Raw genomic sequence first — 16,129 nt, forward strand, 5'->3', positions numbered from 1 at the left:
CCATACCACTTGGAGGCCCCGTCCGTGCGCATCTTCTGCAATTCGGCGCATAGTGCTGAAAACTATCGGCCGCTCACGTTACTGTCAGTTTCGTGTTCGCTGCAGAACGTCGTCAGTTGATCCTCGAAATGGTGCGAGCCAATGGGGCCGTGTCGCTCCGCGAGCTCGCCCGCGTCGTCCAGACCTCTGAAGTGACCGTACGGAGAGACGTACGGGCCCTTGAGGCAGAAGGACTCCTCGACCGCCGCCACGGCGGTGCGGTGTTGCCGGGCGGATTCACGCGAGAATCCGGCTTCCCGCAGAAATCCCATCTCGCCACAGCGGAGAAGACGGCCATCGCCGACGTCGCCGCGAGCCTCGTCGAGGAGGGCGAGGCCATCGTCGTCGGCGCCGGGACGACCACGCAGGAGCTGGCCCGCCGGCTCGCCCGCGTGCCCGGACTGACCGTCGTCACCAACTCCCTGCTCGTCGCCCAGGCCCTCGCCCACGCCAACCGGGTCGAGGTCGTCATGACCGGCGGCACCCTGCGCGGCTCCAACTACGCCCTCGTGGGCAGCGGGGCCGAGCAGTCGCTCCAGGGACTCCGGGTCTCCCGGGCCTTCCTCTCCGGGAGCGGTCTGACCGCCGAGCGCGGCCTGTCCACGTCCAACATGCTCTCCGCGAGCGTGGACCGGGCGCTCGTGCAGGCGGCGGCCGAGGTCGTGGTCCTCGCCGACCACACCAAGCTCGGCTCCGACACCATGTTCCAGACGGTGCCGACGGACGTCATCACCCGGCTGGTGACCGACGAGCCCCCGGCCCACGACGAGCGGGCCGCCTCCGAGCTCCAGGCCCTCGCCGACCAGGGCGTCCAGATCGCCGTCGCCGGTACGGGCGCGGCCGCCGGCCCCTCCGGCGGTGAGCAGCTCCCCCCGGGCGCCCGGCCCCGCCGTGACATGCCGCTACCCGTCCAGCGCGGGCGGATGGCGGCCGGTCAGTTCCGTGGGCCGGGCGGCGGCATGGCCGCGGAGACGCTGGAACGCACGGCCCGCGTCGCGGACATGCGCCGCCGCTGACGTCAGAAGAAGCCGGACGACGTCGGACGACGTACCCGAGGGACCCTCCCCCAGGGGTCCCACGCCGTCCCGTCCGTGAGTCAGTCCTTCAGTCCCCGTAGCGTCAGCGCGAGCAGGCGGTCCGCCAGCTCCCCGTCCTCCGGGCACTGTTCCGCCGCCAGCGCGATCGCGTTGGTCAGCTGCATCAGGTCGCCGATCGACACGTCGGCGTGCACCTGCCCCGCCTTCCGGGCCCTTTCGAGCAGCCGCTCGCCCGCCGCGCGCAGCGGGTCGCTGCACCGTGCCAGGGCCGAACTCCGGTCGTACGAGGCGGACATCAGCGCGTGCGCGAGCCCCCGGTACTCGCCCGCGTGGGCGATCAGGGCCCGCAGCCACTCCACGAGCGCCCGGCACGGCGCGTCCGCCTCCGCGAGCTCCCGCGAGCGGTCGAGCAGTTCGGCCAGCGCCTCCTGGAAGACCGCGTTCAACAGGTCGGCCCGGGTGGGGAAGTGGCGGTAGAGGGTGCCGATCCCGACGCCCGCCCGGCGCGCGACCTCCTCCAGCGGCGCGTCCGCGCCCTGTTCCCCGAAGGCGGCCCGGGCCTCGACGAGCAGTCGTTCGTGGTTGCGGCGTGCGTCGGCGCGCATGGGCGAACGGGCTCCTCTCGTACGAAGGGCCCGCAGGCGGCTGCCTGCGGGCCCTTCGTACCGTACTGGGTGCGACGGATCAGTCCTTGATGTCGCAGATGGTGGCACCCGAGGTGACGGAGGCGCCGACCTCGGCGCTCAGGCCCTTGACGGTGCCGGAGCGGTGGGCGTTGAGCGGCTGCTCCATCTTCATGGCCTCCAGGACGACGATCAGATCGCCCTCCTTGACCTCCTGGCCCTCCTCGACCGCGACCTTCACGATCGTGCCCTGCATCGGGGACGCGAGGGTGTCGCCCGAGGCGGTCGGGCCGGACTTCTTCGCCGCGCGCCGCTTCGGCTTCGCACCGGCCGCGAGGCCCGTGCGCGCAAGGGTCATCCCGAGGGAGGACGGCAGGGAGACCTCGAGACGCTTGCCGCCGACCTCGACGACGATCGTCTCGCGGCCCGCCTCGTCCTCGTCCGCATCCGCGCCGGCCGGGGCGAACGGCTTGATCTCGTTGACGAACTCCGTCTCGATCCAGCGCGTGTGGACCTTGAACGGGTCGGCGGTGAACGCCGGGTCGACCACGACGGCCTGGTGGAACGGGATCGCCGTCGCCATGCCCTCGACCTTGAACTCCGCCAGGGCGCGCGCGGCGCGCTGGAGGGCCTGCTCGCGGGTGGCGCCGGTGACGATCAGCTTGGCCAGGAGCGAGTCCCAGGCCGGGCCGATGACCGAGCCGGACTCGACGCCCGCGTCCAGACGGACGCCCGGGCCGGTCGGCGGGTTGAACACCGTGACCGTGCCGGGGGCCGGCAGGAAGTTGCGGCCCGGGTCCTCGCCGTTGATACGGAACTCGAAGGAGTGACCGCGGATCTCCGGGTCGCCGTAACCGAGCTCCTCGCCGTCCGCGATGCGGAACATCTCGCGGACCAGGTCGATGCCCGTGACCTCCTCGGTCACCGGGTGCTCGACCTGCAGACGCGTGTTGACCTCCAGGAAGGAGATCGTGCCGTCGACACCGACGAGGAACTCGACCGTGCCGGCGCCGACGTAGCCGGCCTCCTTCAGGATCGCCTTCGACGCCGCGTACAGCTCCGCGTTCTGCGCCTCGGTCAGGAACGGCGCCGGGGCCTCCTCGACCAGCTTCTGGTGACGGCGCTGCAGCGAGCAGTCACGCGTCGAGACGACGACCACGTTGCCGTGGGAGTCGGCGAGGCACTGGGTCTCGACGTGGCGGGGCTTGTCGAGGTAGCGCTCGACGAAGCACTCGCCGCGGCCGAAGGCCGCCACGGCCTCACGGACCGCCGAGTCGTACAGCTCCGGGACCTCTTCGAGCGTGCGGGCGACCTTCAGGCCGCGGCCGCCGCCGCCGAAGGCGGCCTTGATCGCGATCGGCAGGCCGTGCTCCTCGGCGAAGGCCACGACCTCCTCGGCACCCGACACCGGGTCCGGCGTGCCGGCGACCAGCGGGGCGCCGGCGCGCTGCGCGATGTGACGGGCGGCGACCTTGTCACCCAGGTCCCGGATCGCCTGCGGCGGCGGGCCGATCCAGGTCAGACCGGCGTCGAGCACCGCCTGCGCGAACTCGGCGTTCTCGGAGAGGAACCCGTAACCCGGGTGAACCGCGTCCGCGCCGGAGTCCTTCGCGGCCTGCAGGACCTTCGCCATGTCCAGGTAGCTGGTGGCCGGAGTGTCACCGCCCAGAGCGAACGCCTCGTCGGCCGCCCGGACGTGCAGAGCGTCCCGGTCCGGATCGGCGTACACGGCCACGCTGCCGATACCCGCGTCCCGGCACGCCCGGGCCACACGGACAGCGATTTCGCCACGGTTGGCGATGAGCACCTTGCGCACGATGGCTCCCTCCTTGAAACAAGCTGAGTTTAGGGACTGCCGACACGGCCTTTCGACCCGTCCCCAGTGGTGAGCTTGCCCACACGGAGCGTGACCACGGGCCCGCTCGGGTCGTGAATTCCCTTGTCGCACCACGGTACGCAGGGTTCCTTGACGGCACAGTAGCTCCGAGGTGTGGCGCAGGTCTCTGTTCGTGGGACCAGTGGCCGTTCGGGTTTCTTTGTGGAGTCCCTACGAATGGCGCAATGATTCTTTGCCGGGCAGTCCGCCGGTCGCCCGCCGTCGCCCGCCGTGCGGGAACTCTTGTCCGAGGGTTTACCGGCCAGTAGCCTTCGCGCTGTCGACCGTACTCTCGGTAACAGCTGAATCCAGGGGGTGGCCGAGGTGGCCCGCAGACCGATAGCGCTCGTGACGGCCGCGGTGCTCTTCCTCGAAGCACCCGGCATCGTCGCGATCAACGCCGTCATGGCCGGCTTCCTCGAAGCCCAGTCGATGTCCCTCGCCGGCATGGACCCCGACGCGATGGTCACCGGCACCTGGGGGCTCGGCATCGGCTCCGGCGCCGCCCTCCTCCTCTGCGGCCTCGTCGCCCTCGTCGCGGGCGTCCGCGACCGCCGCCCGGGCCGCTTCGGCCGGGCGCTCCTCATCGGCTGCGCGATCGTCCACGGCGTCCTCGGCGCGGTCGCCGTCGGCCTCCTCGGCTGGCCCGCCTTCGCGTTCCTGGTGACCGTGCTCGGGCTCGTCGTCCTCACCCTGGTGGCGTACGGCGAGGAGCGCGAGAAGGAGGCCGACGCCCCCGAAGGGGCGCCGGCCGCCGGCTGACCTCAGGCCCAGAGGTCGGTGATCTCGACGTCCAGCTTCCGCAGGAGCCTGCGCAGGAGCGGCAGGGACAGGCCGATCACATTGCCCGGGTCGCCGTCGATGCCGTCGATGAACGGGGCCGAGCGGCCGTCCAGGGTGAACGCGCCCGCCACGTGGAGCGGTTCGCCGCTCGCCACGTACGCGGCGATCTCCTCGTCCGTCGGCTCGCCGAAGCGGACCACGGTGGAGGCCGTCGCCGACTCGTAGCGCTTGGCGGCCGTGTCGTACACGCAGTGGCCCGTCTGGAGGATGCCGACCCGGCCCCGCATCGACTTCCAGCGGGCGGTGGCCTCCTCGGCGTCGGCCGGCTTGCCGAGGGCCTGCTTGTCGAGCTCCAGGACCGAGTCGCAGCCGATGACGAGCGCGCCGAACGCCTCGGGCTTGGCGGCCACGTGGGCGGCCTTCGCCTCGGCGAGCGCGAGCGCGAGTTCGGCCGGGGTCGGGGCGTGGACCTTGTCCTCGTCGACGCCGCTCACGATCACCTCGGGAGCGAGCCCGGCCTGCTGGAGCAGGCCGAGCCGGGCGGGGGAGGCGGAGGCGAGCACGACACGGCGCGGATCAGCAGTCATGGGGGCAGCGTAGTCAGTACCGGGCGCACGCACGCGCCCGCGTGGTCCGCTTGTCCGCAGGCAGGCGCGCGGCCTGGGATGGCACGTACGCGCGCGTGGCCCGGTTCTCCCCACGTACGCGCGCGTGGCCCGTCGTGCACGTACGCGCGCGTGGTCAGCGTGCGCTCGCCACGAACATCACCACCACCATCGCCATCGCCAGCAGCACGCCCGTGCGGCGGAGCGTCGCCTGCATGTCGCGCAAGAACTTCGGCGGCTCGTTCTCCGGGTCGGACCACAGCATGCCTCCGATCCTCCGGGCGTGAGGTGCGGGGCGCCTGAGTACGGATACTCAGGCGCCCCCGTACCGAAGGACTATTCGCGGAAGAACACCCCGTCCCGCGCGGCCGCGAGCGCCGCCGCCACCGCCCGTTCGGCGACGGCCGCGTCGAGCTCCTCGCGGGTGACCGCGAAGCGGTAGTACAGCGGCGCGGAGACGGCGCGGAGGAGCTCGACGGGGTCCGTCCCCGCCGGGATCTCGCCGCGGGTCTCGCCCCGGGTGACGACCGGGGCCCATTCGGCGAGCCGGGTCCGGTAGAAGTCGGCGAGGGCGCGGGCGCACTCCTCGTCGCAGGCCGCCGCGGCGATGACCGCGCGGAAGACGGCGCCCATCCGGGGGTCCACGAGGGTGGCCGCGCTCTCCCTGCTCACCGCCTCCTTCCCCGAGGGCCCGCTGCGGGCCAGGGCGCTACCTGAACGGCCGTACCTGATCGGCCGTACGCAGAAGGCCGGATCCCCCGCACAAGGGATCCGGCCTTCTCGTCATGCCGCGAGGACTACACGGGCCAGTACGACCGGGCCCAGGCCCGCGGGCCCGGCCGCTGCCGTACCGCCCGGGCGATACGGGAGGGATCCGACCACCCCTCCGGCACCACCGGGCCGCCGTCCCCGGCGGACGCCGCCGCCGTGGCCGCGGCCCGGGCTTGAACGACCGCCAGTGCGGCGGCCAACTCCTCCGGAGTCGGGTTGCCTCGTACGACCTTGATCATGTCGCCTCCTTCAACGCTCGTACGGGCTACAGCGGGATGTTGCCGTGCTTCTTCGGAGGCAGGGATTCCCGCTTCGTACGGAGCTGACGCAGGCCCTTCACGATCTGCGGGCGCGTGTCCGACGGCAGGATCACGCCGTCGATGTAGCCGCGCTCGGCCGCCGTGTACGGGTTGAGCAGCGCGTCCTCGTACTCCTGCATGAGCCGCGCCCGCTCGGCCGCTGCCTTGTCTGCGTCTCCCGCCTCTTCGATCGTCCGCCGGTGCAGGATGTTCACCGCGCCCTGCGCGCCCATGACCGCGATCTGGCCCGTCGGCCACGCCAGGTTCAGGTCGGCGCCCAGGTGCTTGGAGCCCATGACGTCGTACGCGCCGCCGAAGGCCTTCCGGGTGATGACCGTGATCAGCGGGACCGTCGCCTCCGCGTACGCGTAGATCAGCTTCGCGCCGCGCCGGATGATGCCGCCGTACTCCTGGTCCACACCCGGCAGGAAGCCCGGCACGTCCACGAAGGTCAGGACCGGGATGTTGAAGGCGTCGCAGGTGCGCACGAAGCGCGCGGCCTTCTCGCTCGCGTTGATGTCGAGGCAGCCCGCGAACTGCATCGGCTGGTTCGCGACCACACCCACCGGGAAGCCCTCGACGCGGCCGAAGCCGGTCAGGATGTTCGGCGCGAACAGCGCCTGCGTCTCCAGGAACTCGCCGTCGTCGAGGACGTGTTCGATGACCTTGTGCATGTCGTACGGCTGGTTCGCCGAGTCCGGGATCAGCGTGTCGAGCTCGCGGTCCTCGTCCGTCACCTCGGTCTCCGCGACCTCCGGGAACGCCGGCGGCTCGGAGAGGTTGTTCGACGGAAGGTACGAGAGCAGGGACTTGACGTACTCGATCGCGTCCTTCTCGTCACCCGCCATGTGGTGCGCCACGCCCGAGGTCGAGTTGTGCGTCCGGGCGCCGCCCAGCTCCTCGAAGCCCACGTCCTCGCCGGTCACCGTCTTGATGACGTCGGGACCCGTGATGAACATGTGCGAGGTCTGGTCCACCATCACCGTGAAGTCGGTGATCGCGGGGGAGTACACCGCGCCGCCCGCGCAGGGGCCGACGATCAGGGAGATCTGCGGGATCACCCCGGAGGCGTGCGTGTTGCGGCGGAAGATCTCGCCGTACATCCCGAGCGCGTTCACACCCTCCTGGATGCGGGCGCCGCCGGAGTCGTTGATGCCGATGACCGGGCAGCCCGTCTTCAGCGCGAAGTCCATCACCTTGATGATCTTCTGGCCGTACGTCTCGCCCAGGGCGCCGCCGAAGACCGTGAAGTCCTGCGAGAACACCGCCACCGGGCGGCCGTCCACCGTGCCGTAGCCGGTGACGACACCGTCTCCGTACGGCCGGTTCTTCTCCAGGCCGAAATTCGTCGAGCGGTGCCGGGCCAGCTCGTCCAGCTCCACGAACGAACCCTCGTCCAGGAGGAGGGCGATCCGCTCGCGCGCGGTCAGCTTGCCCTTGGCGTGCTGCTTCTCCACCGCGCGCTCAGAGCCGGCATGCGTGGCCTCGTCGATACGGCGCTTGAGGTCCGCGATCTTGCCCGCGGTCGTGTGAATGTCGATCTCGTACTGCTCTGCCGGCTCGGACATCGGGATGCGGCTCCCTGCCTGGTCACGGGGGGTTCGTTGACTACGAATGGCCTACTACTGGCTTACTGACCCGTAGCGTATCGACGGCGATACGGTTCGGCACTGCGGTCTTTGCCACACCTACTCTGGCTTGCATGACGTCCTCTCAAGGCTCCGGCGGACCCTGGTCCGACCTCGACCGGCCCCCGCTGAACGCCACGGCACTGCGCCGCGCCCTCGTCGTCCCCGACGGACTGTGGACCTCGCTCGACGTGGTCACCACCACCGGCTCCACCAACAGCGACCTCGCCGCCCGGGCCGACGAACTGCCCGAAGGCGCGGTGCTCGTCGCCGAGGAGCAGTCCTCGGGCCGCGGCCGCCTCGACCGCACCTGGACCGCGCCCGCCCGCTCCGGGCTCTTCCTCTCCGTGCTCCTCAAGCCGCGCGTGCCCGTCCACCGCTGGGGCTGGCTCCCGCTGCTCACCGGCGTGGCCGCCGCCACCGGCCTCGCGAAGGCCGCCGGCGTCGACACGTCCCTCAAGTGGCCCAACGACGTACTGGTTTCCGTCGCGGGCGAGGAACGCAAGACCGGCGGCATCCTCGCCGAGCGGGCCGGAGCCGACGCCATCGTCGTCGGCCTCGGCATCAACGTCTCCCTCCGCGCGGACGAGCTGCCCGTCCCGGCGGCCGGCTCCCTCCTCCTCGCCGGCGCGGCCTCCACCGACCGCGACACCCTCCTGCGGGCCGTCCTGCGCTCCCTCGCCCAGTACTACGGCGACTGGGTAAGCGCCGAGGGCGACCCGGCCGCCTCAGGCCTCCAGGCCGCCTACACGGCCGGCTGCGCCACCCTGGGCCGCCGCGTCCGCGCCGAGCTCCCCGGCGAGCGCATGCTGGAAGGCGAAGCCGTGGCCCTGGACGGCGACGGCCGCCTGGTCGTCGAGACGGAGGGCGGCGGCACGGAAGCGGTGGGAGCGGGCGACATCGTCCACCTGCGCACCTGAGGTGTGGGCATACGTTCCGCATGGGGGTCCCCCCTGGACGGAGTCCTTGGGGGAGGAACGGGTGGGCACACCGGAACCGCCGCGCGCGGCGCTCTTCCGCTCCTCCGCCCGCCGGGCCTGCACACGCCAGGACCCGCGCACGGCCCGGTCCCGAAACCCGAGCGGCCAGCGTTGACGCGTGACCCAGCGCACAGCTGCCGTATCGTGGACCGCGATCGAAGGCGACAGATCGGCAGGACACGTGGGCAGCGTCAGGGAACGGGCAGGAGGCGGCCGGTGACCGTCGACGACGCGAACACGGGCGGCGGCGCCGCCCAGCCGGCACAGCCGCCGACCTACCCCACCCCGCACCACGAGGTCGACCACACGGCCGAGCCGAGCCACGACCCCCTCGCGATCCGCCTCGAACAGCTCATCCTCGGCGCCGACCGCCGCTACACCCCCTTCCAGGCCGCCCGCACCGCCGGCGTCTCCATGGAGCTCGCCTCCCGCTTCTGGCGGGCCATGGGCTTCGCCGACATCGGCCAGGCCAAGGCGCTCACCGAGGCCGACGTGCTCGCCCTGCGGCGGCTCGCCGGTCTCGTGGAGGCGGGGCTGCTCAGCGAGCCGATGGCCGTGCAGGTGGCCCGCTCCACCGGCCAGACGACCGCCCGGTTGGCCGAGTGGCAGATCGACTCCTTCCTGGAGGGCCTCACCGAGCCCCCCGAGCCCGGCATGACCCGTACCGAGGTCACGTATCCGCTGGTCGAGCTGCTCCTGCCCGAGCTGGAGGAGTTCCTGATCTACGTGTGGCGCCGGCAGCTCGCCGCCGCCACCGGCCGGGTCGTGCAGGCCGCGGACGACGAGGAGATGGTCGACCGCAGGCTCGCCGTCGGCTTCGCGGACCTCGTCGGCTTCACCCGGCTGACCCGCCGCCTGGAGGAGGAGGAGCTCGGAGAGCTGGTCGAGGCCTTCGAGACCACCTGCGCCGACCTCGTCGCCGCGCACGGCGGCCGGCTCATCAAGACCCTCGGCGACGAGGTGCTGTACTGCGCCGACGACGCCGGTACGGCCGCCGAGATCGCGCTCCGGCTGATCGAGACCCTCAGCCACGACGAGACGATGCCCGCACTGCGCGTCGGCATCGCCTTCGGCACCGTGACGACCCGGATGGGCGATGTCTTCGGCACCACCGTGAACCTGGCCAGCCGGCTCACCTCGATAGCCCCGAAGGACGCCGTCCTCGTCGACGGAGCCCTCGCCGAGGAGCTGACCAGGACCGCCGAGGCGCCCGCCTCGGAGGCGGAGGCGGCCGAGGAGGCGGCCCGCGCCGAGAAGGAGGGCCGCCAGGCCGCCACGTACCGCTTCGCGCTCCAGCCGATGTGGCAGCGCCCGGTCCGAGGCCTCGGCGTCGTCGAACCCTGGCTCCTGAGCCGCCGCCCCACTTAGGATCTCCCGGTGAACGCCTGTTAACAGCCGTTAACAGGCCCGAACCGGGAGGGTGCGGTCATGTCCGAGCAGCGCTTTGGTGAGTTCGTGGTGGTCCGGAAGGACGGTCACGTCGCGGAGCTGGTCCTCGACCGGCCCAAGGCCATGAACGCCGTCTCCTCCGAGATGGCCCGCTCCATCGGCGCCGCCTGCGACGCCCTCGCCGCCGACCCCGAGGTCCGCGTCACCGTCCTGACCTCCTCGAACGACCGCGCCTTCTGCGTCGGCGCCGACCTCAAGGAGCGCAACTCCTTCACCGACGCCGACCTCGTCCGCCAGCGTCCGACCGCCCGCGCCGCGTACACCGGCGTCCTGGAGCTGCCGATGCCGACCGTCGCCGCCGTGCACGGCTTCGCCCTCGGCGGCGGCTTCGAGCTGGCGCTCTCCTGTGACGTCATCGTGGCCGACGCGACCACCGTCGTCGGCCTCCCCGAGGTCTCCGTGGGCGTGATCCCCGGCGGCGGCGGTACGCAGCTGCTGCCGCGCCGGGTGGGCGCGGCGCGCGCCGCCGAGCTGGTCTTCACCGCCCGCCGGGTGGAGGCGGCCGAGGCCCGCGAGCTCGGCCTCGTCGACGTCCTGGAGGAGGACGCGCGGACGGCGGCCCTCGAACTCGCCGGGCGGATCGCGGCGAACTCACCGGTCGGCCTGCGCGCCGCGAAGAAGGCGATGCGGCTCGGCCAGGGCCTGGACCTGCGGGCGGGCCTGGAGGTCGAGGACGCGGCCTGGCGTTCGGTGGCCTTCTCGGGCGACCGGGCCGAGGGCGTGGCGGCCTTCAACGAGAAGCGGAAGCCGAACTGGCCGGGCGAGTGACCCCGGGGTGACTCCGGGGTGACTCCGGAGACGGGTCGAGGGTTTTTACCGTTTTGTACCAATTGTGACTTACGGTGACGTTTCGGTAGGGAAAACGGATCAAACCTCCCTAAGCTGGAGGAATGGGTGAGGACGTACGGCTGCGGGCCGTAGTGGCGCTGGCGCAGGGGATGGCGGCGGCGCACACCCCGCGCGAGTTCTGGCGGGCGGCGGCGCTCGGGGCCTGTGAGGGGCTCGACGGGAGCTTCGCCGCGCTGTCCGTCTGGCAGCGGGACCACGGCCGCCTCAAGGTCCTGGTGAACGCCGGGGACCGGGCCGTGGGTGAGGAGGAGTTCCCGGACTCGGAGACGTATCCCGTGCACCAGTTCCCCGAGATCACCGAGTTCCTGCACGAGCAGTGGGCCGGCGGCGGCGAGCCCGACGCCTGGGTGGAGACCGCCGCCGACCCCGTGCCGACCGGCCGGGTGACGGGTCTGCGGCGGCGCGGGCGCGGCTGCTGCGTGGTCGCGCCGATCGTGCTGCACGGGCGCGCGTGGGGCGAGCTGTACGTGGCCAGGCCGCAGGGGAAGAAACCTTTCACCCGCGCGGACGCCGACTTCGCGACCGTCCTCGCGGCGGTCGTCGCCGCCGGCATCGCCCAGGCCGAGCGCCTGGAGGAGGTCCGCAAGCTGGCCTTCACCGACCCCCTCACGGGCCTGGCCAACCGGCGGGCCGTCGACACCCGTCTGGACGAGGCCATCGAGCGCTACCACGCGGACGGCTCCGTCGTCAGCCTCGTGGTCTGCGACCTGAACGGCCTCAAGCGCGTCAACGACACCCACGGCCACGCCGTCGGCGACCGCCTCCTCGAACGCTTCGGCTCGGTCCTCTCCCGTTGCGGCGCCATGCTCCCCGGCGCCCTCGCGGCCCGCCTGGGCGGCGACGAGTTCTGCCTGCTGACCGTCGGCCCGACGGCGGACGAGGTCGTCGCGGTCGCCGAGGAGCTGTGCGTACGGGCGGCGGAGCTGGAGCTCGGCGAGGGCGTGGCCTGCGGGGTCGCGTCCACCGGCGACCCCATCGGCCCGCTCAGGTCCGCCCGCCGCCTCTTCCGGCTCGCCGACGCCGCCCAGTACCAGGCCAAGGCCGACCGCTCGCGGAAACCCGTCGTCGCGGGCCGGGACGGCACGGTCATCCGCCTCGCCGACGCTCCCCCCGGGGCCCGCGACCGCCGCCGCTTCCGCGACGCGCCGACGGCGGGCCCGCGTCAGGAGGAGCCGTAGCGGGGGCCCGGCCGCGCGAAGGGAACCGGTAAGGGGCCGTCCCTGGTCGGGACGGTGACGAAATCGGCTAGTGACATGCTGGTCTTCAATCCGTAGGGTGCTGAATATGGATATGCAGACAGTCGTCCTCGGCACGTCCGGCACGACCCCGCAGGACGTCATCGACGTCGCCCGCAACGGCGCCCGCGTCGAGCTGTCGACCGAGGCCGTGGCCGCCCTGGCCGCCGCCCGTGACATCGTCGACGCGCTCGCCGCCAAGCCCGAGCCCGTCTACGGGGTCTCCACCGGATTCGGCGCGCTCGCCACCCGCCACATCAGCCACGAGCTGCGCGCCCAGCTCCAGCGCAACATCGTCCGCTCGCACGCCGCCGGCATGGGCCCGCGCGTCGAGCGCGAGGTCGTCCGCGCCCTGATGTTCCTCCGCCTCAAGACCGTCGCCTCCGGGCGCACCGGCGTCCGCCCCGAGGTCGCCCAGACCATGGCCGACGTCCTCAACGCGGGCATCACCCCCGTCGTCCACGAGTACGGCTCCCTCGGCTGCTCCGGCGACCTCGCCCCGCTCTCCCACTGCGCCCTCGCGCTCATGGGCGAGGGCGACGCCGAGGGCCCCGACGGCGTGGTGAAGCCCGCCGGCGAGCTCCTCGCCGCCGCCGGCATCGCCCCCGTCGAGCTCAAGGAGAAGGAGGGCCTCGCCCTCCTCAACGGCACCGACGGCATGCTCGGCATGCTGGTCATGGCCCTCGCCGACCTCGACACCCTCTACAAGTCGGCCGACATCACCGCCGCGCTCTCCCTCGAAGCCCTCCTCGGCACCGAGAAGGTCCTCGAACCCGAGCTGCACGACATCCGCCCGCACCCGGGCCAGGCCGCCTCCGCCGCCAACATGCTGGCCGTCCTCAAGGGCTCCGGCCTCACCGGCCACGCCCAGGCCGGCGAGGCCCCCCGCGTCCAGGACGCCTACTCGGTGCGCTGCGCCCCGCAGGTCGCCGGCGCGGGCCGCGACACCATGGCCCACGCCCGGCTCGTCGCCGAGCGCGAGCTCGCCGCCGCCGTCGACAACCCGGTCGTGCTGGCCAGCGGCGAGGTCCGCTCCAACGGCAACTTCCACGGCGCCCCCGTCGCGTACGTCCTCGACTTCCTCGCGATCGCCGCCGCCGACCTCGGCTCCATCGCCGAGCGCCGCACCGACCGGCTCCTCGACAAGAACCGCTCGCACGGCCTCCCGCCGTTCCTCGCCGAGGACGCCGGCGTCGACTCGGGCCTGATGATCGCCCAGTACACGCAGGCCGCCCTGGTCAGCGAGATGAAGCGGCTCGCCGTCCCGGCCTCCGCCGACTCCATCCCGTCCTCCGCGATGCAGGAGGACCACGTCTCCATGGGCTGGTCCGCCGCCCGCAAGCTGCGCACGGCGATCGGCAACCTCAACCGGATCATCGCGGTCGAGATGTACGCCGCCACCCGCGGCATCGAGCTCCGCGAGGGCCTCACCCCGGCGCCCGCCTCGCAGGCCGCCATCGAGGCCCTGCGCGCGGCCGGCGTCCAGGGCCCCGGCCCGGACCGGTACCTCGCTCCCGACCTGGCGGGCGCCGACGCCTTCGTCCGCGAGGGCAAGCTGGTCGCTGCGGTCGAGCCGGTCACCGGCCCGCTGGCGTAACGCCGACGCGTACGGAAGGGCCGCCCCCGGAAGACCGGGGGCGGCCCTTCACGCGTACGCGTAGTCCGTCGGATCCGAACCCTCGGAAGCCTCAGAAGGCGCGGCCCCGGCGCCACATCGCGAGCGCCACGAAACCCGCCCCGACCCCGAGGACACCCGTCCCGCCGAGCAGGTACGCCGTGGTGTTCCGCCCCCCGGTCTCGGCCAGGCGCCCGTCGTCGGTGAGGGGGCCGTTCTGGGTGACCCCGATGCGTGCCCCGCCCTGCTGGTCGATGGCGTTGGCGGACGGCACGAACCACAGGGCACACAGCAGCGTCCCCGCGGCGATGGCGGTCAGCAGTGGGCGTCGGGCGGCGGACACGGAAATTTCGATCCCCCTTGCGGAAACCGCGAATTGGTGTGTGCGCCGATGCTACGGAACACAGCGGGTCGCGGGAAAGCCGAGGCCTCCCGGCCCCCTACGCTCCGACCCATGAGCACAAGTGAGTCCACACGCTATGTCCGCCTTCGCGTCGATGTCGTCCTGGAGATCGACGGCCCCGCCGAGCTCACCGAGGCCGCCGAGGCCAAGATCGACGCCGACGAGTTCATGCCCGAGGAGGAGCGGGTGCACGCGCGCGAGGCCGCGCGCGAGGACAGCGCCGAGGCGCTCGCGTACCTCGTCGAGCCCTTCGACCTGATCCGCGGCGTCCCCGGGACCGAGATGGTCCAGGCATCCTGGAGCAGCGAGGAGATCGAATACGACCCCGATGCGCTGGAGTGGGACCTCGGCGAGGAAGATGGGGACGAGGAAGACGACGACCGGCCGTAAGGCGGGCATCCGCACGCGGCGGGCCCCGGGACGCCGTCCCGGGGCCTTTTCACGGCGTGTCCGTGGCCCCCGGGAACCGGATGCCGGGCACGCGCGTGTGGATCAGTGGTCTTCCCCGTGGATCAGTGGCATTGCCCACAAACGCTCCGGTCACGGAACCGGACGGGGTGTCATGGGCGTTCATAGAAGATGTTGGCAGGGAACCGGCGACGATGGAGAAGCGTGTGATGACGGTCGGCAAGCGCCGCAGGAGCCTGGCGGCCGCAGCCGCGGTGCTCGGTGGCGTACTCGTGCTCTCGGCGTGCAACGACGGGGACAAGGGCGGCAGCGCCTCGTCCGCGACGCAGCAGTCACAGGCCCAGGTCGACGAGGCGGCCGCGCAGAAGACCTCCAAGGCGCAGATCACCATCTCGCCGAAGAACGGCGCGCAGAACGCCTCCATCAACAACGACGCCAAGGTCTCCGTGACCGAGGGCAAGCTCACCCAGGTCACCTTGACCTCCGCCGAGGGCGTCGAGGTCAAGGGCGACATAGCGGCCGACGGGCTCAGCTGGAAGCCGAGCGGCCCGCTCAAGCGCGCCACGGTCTACAAGATCGCCGCCACCGCCACGGACGCGGAGGGCCTTGAGGCCCACGAGAACTCCTCGTTCACCACGGTCTCGCAGGCCAACAGCTTCATCGGCAACTTCACGCCCGAGGACGGCTCGACCGTCGGCGTCGGCATGCCGGTCTCGATCAACTTCAACAAGGCGATCACCGACAAGAAGGCCGTCCAGGGCGGCATCACGGTCTCCTCCAGCTCCGGCCAGGAGGTCGTCGGGCACTGGTTCGACTCGACGCGTCTCGACTTCCGTCCCGACGCGTACTGGACCGCGGGCTCGACCGTCACGCTGAAGCTCGACCTCGACGGCGTCGAGGGCGCGGACGGCGTCTTCGGCGTCCAGCAGAAGACCGTCACCTTCAAGATCGGCCGCAACCAGGTCTCGACCGTCGACGTCGCCACCAAGACCATGACGGTCAAGCGGGACGGCAAGACGATCAAGACCATCCCGATCTCCGCCGGCTCCCCGCAGAACACCACGTACAACGGTCAGATGGTGATCTCCGAGAAGTTCAAGGAGACCCGGATGAACGGCGCCACCGTCGGCTTCACCGACGACGACGGCAAGGGCGAGTACGACATCAAGGACGTGCCGCACGCCATGCGCCTGTCCACCTCCGGCACCTTCATCCACGGCAACTACTGGGGCGCGCGGTCGATCTTCGGCAACGTGAACACCAGCCACGGCTGCGTCGGCCTCGCCGACGTCAAGGGCGCCGGCGACCCGAACCAGACGGCCGCCTGGCTCTTCGACAACTCGATGGTCGGCGACGTCGTCATCGTCAAGAACTCCAACGACAAGACGATCAAGCCGGACAACGGCCTCAACGGCTGGAACCTGTCCTGGTCGGAGTGGAAGGCCGGCTCGGCCGCCTGATCCGCACGCACATGACGAAGGCCCCTTCCCGCACCGGGAGGGGCCTTCGTCATGACGTCCGGGGTAATC

The 16,129-nt window shown here is 71.8% G+C and carries 17 protein-coding genes; 9 read left to right on the forward strand and 8 right to left on the reverse strand.

Features of this window, described 5'->3' with window-relative positions; all coding sequences use genetic code 11:
• Positions 1-128: 128 nt before the first annotated feature.
• Positions 129-1,055: a DeoR/GlpR family DNA-binding transcription regulator gene (locus ACZ7HT_RS16900; protein WP_471165894.1), complete on the forward strand. Its 927-nt coding sequence runs from the start codon at positions 129-131 to the stop codon at positions 1,053-1,055.
• 80 nt (positions 1,056-1,135) lie between these two features.
• Here the strand turns inward: ACZ7HT_RS16900 and ACZ7HT_RS16905 are convergent, their stop codons facing one another.
• Both ACZ7HT_RS16905 and ACZ7HT_RS16910 read right to left on the reverse strand, forming a co-directional pair.
• Positions 1,136-1,681 (reverse strand): TetR/AcrR family transcriptional regulator, encoded by a 546-nt coding sequence (locus ACZ7HT_RS16905; protein ID WP_471165897.1) that lies wholly within the window; start codon positions 1,679-1,681, stop codon positions 1,136-1,138.
• 79 nt (positions 1,682-1,760) lie between these two features.
• Positions 1,761-3,515, reverse strand: coding sequence for an acetyl/propionyl/methylcrotonyl-CoA carboxylase subunit alpha (locus ACZ7HT_RS16910; RefSeq protein ID WP_471165900.1), 1,755 nt, complete (start codon positions 3,513-3,515; stop codon positions 1,761-1,763).
• Positions 3,516-3,899: 384 nt separating this feature from the next.
• Here ACZ7HT_RS16910 and ACZ7HT_RS16915 point away from each other — a divergent pair, with 384 nt between their 5' ends.
• Positions 3,900-4,337 carry a hypothetical protein gene (locus tag ACZ7HT_RS16915; protein ID WP_471165902.1) on the forward strand — a complete coding sequence of 146 codons (438 nt, stop codon included), beginning with the start codon at positions 3,900-3,902 and terminating at the stop codon, positions 4,335-4,337.
• A 2-nt stretch (positions 4,338-4,339) separates the two neighbouring features.
• Here ACZ7HT_RS16915 and ACZ7HT_RS16920 read toward each other — a convergent pair whose 3' ends face one another.
• The 5 genes from ACZ7HT_RS16920 to ACZ7HT_RS16940 form a co-directional block, all read right to left on the reverse strand.
• The gene (locus ACZ7HT_RS16920; RefSeq protein WP_471165905.1) at positions 4,340-4,945 is read right to left on the reverse strand and encodes a nucleoside triphosphate pyrophosphatase; all 606 of its coding nucleotides are present in this window, start codon (positions 4,943-4,945) and stop codon (positions 4,340-4,342) included.
• 154 nt (positions 4,946-5,099) lie between these two features.
• The gene (mmpB, locus tag ACZ7HT_RS16925; protein WP_471165908.1) at positions 5,100-5,228 is read right to left on the reverse strand and encodes a morphogenic membrane protein MmpB; all 129 of its coding nucleotides are present in this window, start codon (positions 5,226-5,228) and stop codon (positions 5,100-5,102) included.
• Between the two features lie 71 nt (positions 5,229-5,299).
• Positions 5,300-5,635: a TetR-like C-terminal domain-containing protein gene (locus ACZ7HT_RS16930; RefSeq protein WP_471165911.1), complete on the reverse strand. Its 336-nt coding sequence runs from the start codon at positions 5,633-5,635 to the stop codon at positions 5,300-5,302.
• 125 nt (positions 5,636-5,760) lie between these two features.
• Positions 5,761-5,973 carry an acyl-CoA carboxylase subunit epsilon gene (locus tag ACZ7HT_RS16935; protein ID WP_471165914.1) on the reverse strand — a complete coding sequence of 71 codons (213 nt, stop codon included), beginning with the start codon at positions 5,971-5,973 and terminating at the stop codon, positions 5,761-5,763.
• Between the two features lie 26 nt (positions 5,974-5,999).
• On the reverse strand, positions 6,000-7,601 hold the full coding sequence (locus tag ACZ7HT_RS16940; RefSeq protein WP_471165917.1) for an acyl-CoA carboxylase subunit beta: 1,602 nt from the start codon (positions 7,599-7,601) through the stop codon (positions 6,000-6,002).
• Positions 7,602-7,735: 134 nt separating this feature from the next.
• Here ACZ7HT_RS16940 and ACZ7HT_RS16945 point away from each other — a divergent pair, with 134 nt between their 5' ends.
• From ACZ7HT_RS16945 to hutH, 5 genes are all read left to right on the forward strand, one after another.
• Positions 7,736-8,581 carry a biotin--[acetyl-CoA-carboxylase] ligase gene (locus ACZ7HT_RS16945; RefSeq protein WP_471165919.1) on the forward strand — a complete coding sequence of 282 codons (846 nt, stop codon included), beginning with the start codon at positions 7,736-7,738 and terminating at the stop codon, positions 8,579-8,581.
• 276 nt (positions 8,582-8,857) lie between these two features.
• Positions 8,858-10,009 (forward strand): adenylate/guanylate cyclase domain-containing protein, encoded by a 1,152-nt coding sequence (locus ACZ7HT_RS16950; protein ID WP_471165921.1) that lies wholly within the window; start codon positions 8,858-8,860, stop codon positions 10,007-10,009.
• 60 nt (positions 10,010-10,069) lie between these two features.
• Positions 10,070-10,858 (forward strand): enoyl-CoA hydratase/isomerase family protein, encoded by a 789-nt coding sequence (locus ACZ7HT_RS16955; RefSeq protein ID WP_471165924.1) that lies wholly within the window; start codon positions 10,070-10,072, stop codon positions 10,856-10,858.
• A gap of 122 nt (positions 10,859-10,980) precedes the next feature.
• A complete protein-coding gene (locus ACZ7HT_RS16960) occupies positions 10,981-12,117 on the forward strand; it encodes a GGDEF domain-containing protein (RefSeq protein WP_471165927.1) in 1,137 nt (378 codons plus the stop codon).
• Between the two features lie 112 nt (positions 12,118-12,229).
• Positions 12,230-13,771 (forward strand): histidine ammonia-lyase, encoded by a 1,542-nt coding sequence (gene hutH, locus ACZ7HT_RS16965; RefSeq protein ID WP_471166477.1) that lies wholly within the window; start codon positions 12,230-12,232, stop codon positions 13,769-13,771.
• Between the two features lie 91 nt (positions 13,772-13,862).
• Here the strand turns inward: hutH and ACZ7HT_RS16970 are convergent, their stop codons facing one another.
• Entirely contained in the window at positions 13,863-14,132 is a 270-nt protein-coding gene (locus ACZ7HT_RS16970; protein WP_471165930.1) for an LPXTG cell wall anchor domain-containing protein, read from the reverse strand.
• Between the two features lie 111 nt (positions 14,133-14,243).
• Here ACZ7HT_RS16970 and ACZ7HT_RS16975 point away from each other — a divergent pair, with 111 nt between their 5' ends.
• Together ACZ7HT_RS16975 and ACZ7HT_RS16980 are read left to right on the forward strand one after the other, a co-directional pair.
• Positions 14,244-14,582, forward strand: coding sequence for a hypothetical protein (locus ACZ7HT_RS16975; protein ID WP_471165932.1), 339 nt, complete (start codon positions 14,244-14,246; stop codon positions 14,580-14,582).
• 212 nt (positions 14,583-14,794) lie between these two features.
• Positions 14,795-16,060: a L,D-transpeptidase gene (locus tag ACZ7HT_RS16980; protein ID WP_471165934.1), complete on the forward strand. Its 1,266-nt coding sequence runs from the start codon at positions 14,795-14,797 to the stop codon at positions 16,058-16,060.
• Positions 16,061-16,129 lie beyond the last annotated feature (69 nt).

It is taken from the genome of Streptomyces sp. NPDC037410, from assembly GCF_055602235.1.